4 protein-coding genes and 2 pseudogenes are annotated in these 4,352 nt (G+C 66.0%); 4 read left to right on the top strand and 2 right to left on the bottom strand.

The genetic code is table 11. The features are described from left to right. On the bottom strand, positions 1–766 hold a 766-nt coding region (locus tag I5M_RS16475; RefSeq protein WP_022722395.1), incomplete at its 3' end, for an NADPH:quinone oxidoreductase family protein. A 243-nt stretch (positions 767–1,009) separates the two neighbouring features. Here I5M_RS16475 and I5M_RS16470 point away from each other — a divergent pair. The 4 genes and pseudogenes from I5M_RS16470 to I5M_RS16455 all read left to right on the top strand — a co-directional run. After that, complete coding sequence (locus tag I5M_RS16470) at positions 1,010–1,603, top strand: invasion associated locus B family protein (RefSeq protein WP_022722394.1); 594 nt, start codon at positions 1,010–1,012, stop codon at positions 1,601–1,603. A gap of 189 nt (positions 1,604–1,792) precedes the next feature. Continuing rightward, a complete protein-coding gene (gene rlmN, locus I5M_RS16465) occupies positions 1,793–2,995 on the top strand; it encodes a 23S rRNA (adenine(2503)-C(2))-methyltransferase RlmN (protein WP_022722393.1) in 1,203 nt (400 codons plus the stop codon). 334 nt (positions 2,996–3,329) lie between these two features. Next, a complete protein-coding gene (locus I5M_RS16460) occupies positions 3,330–3,866 on the top strand; it encodes a hypothetical protein (protein WP_022722392.1) in 537 nt (178 codons plus the stop codon). Positions 3,867–3,913: 47 nt separating this feature from the next. Beyond that, positions 3,914–4,204 (top strand): annotated as a pseudogene (locus I5M_RS16455) (PAP2 family protein); the annotation flags it as partial. Here I5M_RS16455 and cysW read toward each other — a convergent pair. Further along, a pseudogene (gene cysW, locus I5M_RS33740) lies at positions 4,203–4,352 on the bottom strand (sulfate/thiosulfate ABC transporter permease CysW); the annotation flags it as partial. The pseudogenes I5M_RS16455 and cysW sit on opposite strands and share 2 nt — an antisense overlap.

The raw sequence follows: 4,352 nt of genomic DNA, 5'->3' as shown, positions 1-4,352 counted from the left end.
GCCTTTCGCGCGCGAGGTTGAGCGGCATCTTCGGAATGTCGCCGGCCGCAAAGCCGATCACCAGGAAGCGGCCTTCCCAGGCGATCGAGCGCAGCGCGGCTTCAGCGTAAGTGCCGCCGACCGGATCGAAGATGATATCGACGCCCTTGCCGCCGGTTAGCTTCTTCAGCCCCTCTTTCAGATCTTCCTTGGCGTAGTTCAGCGTCAGCTCGGCGCCGTGCTGCTTGGCGAATTCGAGCTTCTCGTCCGACGACGCGCAGGCGATCACTTTGAGGCCCATCAGCTTGCCGAGTTCGCAGGCCGCAAGCCCGGTGCCGCCGGCGGCGCCGAGCACGGCCAGCGTCTCGCCCTTCTTCGGGCTGGCGCGATCTTCCAGCGCGTGTAGCGCGGTGCCGTAGATGATGATGATGCCGGCGGCGCGGTCGTAGTCGAGATTGTCCGGGATCTTGACGATCTGCTGCGCCGGCAGCGCGATCTTTTCGCGCGCACCGTTGTGGCCGCACGACGCCACGACGCGGTCGCCGGGCTTCAGATCAGTGACGCCGGCGCCGACGCTTTCGATCACGCCGGCGACTTCGGCGCCGGGCGAAAACGGAAACGGCGGCTTGATCTGGTACTTGCCCTGAATCATCAGGATGTCGAAGAAGTTCAGCGCCGCCGCCTTGATGGCGATCACCGCTTCGCCGGGGCCGGCCACCGGATCGGGCACATCGGCGAGCACGAGCTCGTCGGGACCGCAATATTGATTGCAAAGAATGGCTTTCATCGGCTTCTGACCTTCTGGCGTGTAACAGTTGAGCGCTTCATGCCAAGTTTGCGCGCGGGCGACAATCAGTTTCGGTGCGCCAGGGCGCCAAGGTGCGGCAACGCGCCGTCGCTTATTCCGCGTCACGCGAAACATCGCGGCTGCGGCTTTTCAGAATCGCTTTCCCGGTCTAATCCGCTTGCGACCCGCTCGGCGGAACGTGAGCCATTTTGCAGTCACAATGATGAGGGACGAGACCTGCCCATGAGCGTGAGGCGATTGCTGATTGCCGCAATGGCGGCGGGTCTGGTGAGCGGTGTCGGTGCAGCACAGGCGCGCGAGGCCAAGAAGCCGCCAGCCAAGCCGACTGCTGCCAAACCGGCCCCGGCTCATGCGGCTGCCGGCGGCGCCGAGCCGTCTCTGATCGGGCAGTTCGGCAACTGGGGTGCGTATGTGGCTTCTCCGGGTGGCCGCAAAGTCTGCTTCGCGCTGGCCAAGCCGACCTCGTCAAAGACCACGCCGCCGAACCGGCCTCGCGATCCGGCCTACGCTTTCATCTCGACCCGGCCGGCCGAAAAGGTGGTCAATGAGGTCTCGGTGATGATCGGCTATCCGCTCAAGCCCGGCTCGGATTCGACCCTGGAGGTCGGCGGCGCGTCGTTCGCCATGTATACCCAGGGCGACGGCATCTGGATCAAGAACGCCGCCGAGGAGGAGCGCCTGGTCGAGGCGCTGCGCAAGGCGCCCGAGGTCACCGTCAAGGGCGTCTCCGCCAAGGGAACCGCCTCGAGCGACACCTTCTCGCTGAAGGGCCTGTCCCAGGCCCTCGACAAGGTGGCGCAGGCCTGCGGCGGCTGATCTGGCCCGGCCGGGAAGGCCGGACTTTGCACAAATGTCGAAGACGGCTTATCTGAAGGCTGTTTTCGAGCGCAGGCGGCTCGCCGGTCGAGGTGGGACGTGCCGTAGGGTGGGCAAAGGCGCGTAGCGCCGTGCCCACGTCGGTGCTGATGGTGGGCACGCTGCGCTTTGCCCACCCTACATGTGATCATGACCCAAACCTCTACCATCCCGCTCGAGAAGACCCCGCTCGAGACCTATGTGCCACCGGCGAAGCCGTCGCTGATCGGGCTTTCGCGGGCCGAGATCGCCGACAAGCTCGGCAGCGTCGGTGTCGAGGAGCGCCATCGCAAGATGAGGGCGCAGCAGCTCTGGCACTGGATGTACGTCCGCGGCGCCAAGAGCTTCGCCGAGATGACCAACGTCTCGAAGGATCTGCGCGCCACGCTGGCCGAGCACTTCACGGTCGACCGGCCCGAAGTGGTGGCCGAGCAGATCTCGTCCGACGGCACCCGCAAATGGCTGCTGCGGCTGCCGAGCGGCGACGATGTGCAGAAGGCCCACGAGGTCGAGTGCGTCTACATTCCGGAAACCGACCGCGGCACGCTGTGCGTATCGAGTCAGGTCGGCTGCACGCTCAACTGCTCGTTCTGCCACACCGGCACACAGCGGCTGGTGCGCAATCTCACCGCCGGCGAGATCGTCGGACAGGTGATGGTTGCGAAGGATCGGCTGAACGACTGGCCGCAAGCCGTCGGCGCCGACAAGGACGGCAACCGCCTCGTCACCAATATCGTCATGATGGGCATGGGCGAGCCGCTGTACAATTTCGACGCGGTGCGCGACGCGCTGCTGATCGTCTCGGATAACGAAGGCATCGGCCTGTCGCGGCGGCGGATCACGCTGTCGACCTCGGGCGTGGTGCCCAACATCGTCCGCGCCGGCGACGAGATCGGCGTCATGCTGGCGATCTCGCTGCATGCGGTGCGCGACGAACTCCGCGACGAGCTGGTGCCGCTCAACCGCAAATACCCGCTCGCCGAAGTGCTGCAGGCCTGCCGCGACTATCCGGGCGCGTCCAATGCGCGGCGCATCACCTTCGAATACGTGATGCTGAAGGGCGTCAACGACTCGCTCGACGACGCGCGGCGTCTTGTGAAGCTGCTCAAGGGCATTCCGGCCAAGATCAACCTGATCCCGTTCAACCCGTGGCCGGGCTCGAAATACGAATGCTCCGACTGGGAGCAGATCGAGAAATTCTCCGAATACGTCTTCAACGCCGGCTACTCGTCCCCGGTCCGCACCCCGCGCGGTAGAGACATTCTGGCGGCGTGCGGCCAGCTCAAGAGCGAGACGGAAAAGCTGTCCGTCCGCGAACGCGACGCGCTGCGTGCCATGGCGATGACGGATTGATGTGTGCTGCTACACATGACTGCGTCACACGCGGGCTTGACCCGCCTGCGGGGCCGAAGCCCCTTCGGCGCGGCGAAGGCCCGCGTGTCCATCTTCTTCGAAGAGGATGGATTGCCGGGTCAAGCCCGGCAATGACTCTGTTAGAGGCACGGCGCCACACCCCAAGCGCCGTCACGGCCGGGCTTGACCCGGCCATCCACGTCTTCGCTCCACGTGGAGGCGCTGCTTCGTGGATGCCCGGGCCTTCGCCGCGCCGAAGCGGCTTCGGCCGCGCAGGCGGGACAAGCCCGGGCATGACGGGCGGGGAGCGGGCGGCTGATAACCTGGCCATCCCATGTCCCTGATCGGTCGCTTGTTCGCCATCGGCTTCGGCTTTCTGTTCGCCAGCGCGGCGGCGGGGGTCATCGTCGTTGGGGCGCTGTTGTTTCCCGAGCTCAGCAATCTCGCCGACGGGCCGATCGACGACAACACGCTCAACATCGTGCTCGGGTTCGGCTTCATTTTCGTCTCCGGCTTCGCGCTGGTGCCGGCGCTGATCGTGGTGCTGATCACCGAGGCGTTTTCGATCCGCAGCGCACTGGCCTATGCGATCGGCGGCGGCGTGGTCGGCGCCGCCTGCTATCTCGGGCTGGTGCCGTTCGATCCCGGCTCGCTGGAGTTCCACGGCATCGTCCGCCGTCACCTCGAAATCATGACCGGCGCCGGCATCGTCGGCGGGCTGGTGTACTGGCTGATCGCCGGCCGCAATGCCGGGATGTGGCGGGATCCGCCGCGCCGGCCTTTGCCTCCGCAACCGGCCCCGCAGCAACCGGCCTCGCAGCAGCCGGCCCCGCCGCAGCCGAGCCCGCCGCAGCCGCCGCCTGCGGCCTAGCCCCCCCCGCCTTTCCATCCCAAACCGCCTCGGATAAACCCAAGTCCATGAACCGTAAGGGACTTCTCATCGCGCTGGCGCTGTTCGGCGGCATCGGCTTGCTGTTCGGCCTGTTCCCGCAGCTCGATCTGTGGCTCGCCGGCCTGTTCTACGACGCCGCCACCAAGACCTTCCCGATGCGCTCGATGGCCGACCTCGAATTCGCCCGCGATCTGGCGATGTGGATCGCCTGGGCGTTTGCCGGGCCGTCGATCCTGGCGCTGGTCTATAAGGCGATCTGGCCGGACCGGCCGCTGGTCATTCCCGGCCGCACGGTGGCGTTTCTGCTGATCAGCATCCGTAGAGCAGGCCCCATTTGATGTTGGGCAGCGTAACGCGCCAGAACGTGGTCCAGCCGCCGGCGCCGAGCGAGATCGCGGCTTCCTCTTCCTGCTGTCCCTGCTCCTGCATCAACGGGATCAGTTCGCGGGCCACGAACGGGAAAGT

Source organism: Rhodopseudomonas sp. B29, assembly GCF_000333455.1.
GTDB lineage: Bacteria > Pseudomonadota > Alphaproteobacteria > Rhizobiales > Xanthobacteraceae > Rhodopseudomonas.
This window is presented reverse-complemented; position numbering and strand designations above follow the sequence as displayed.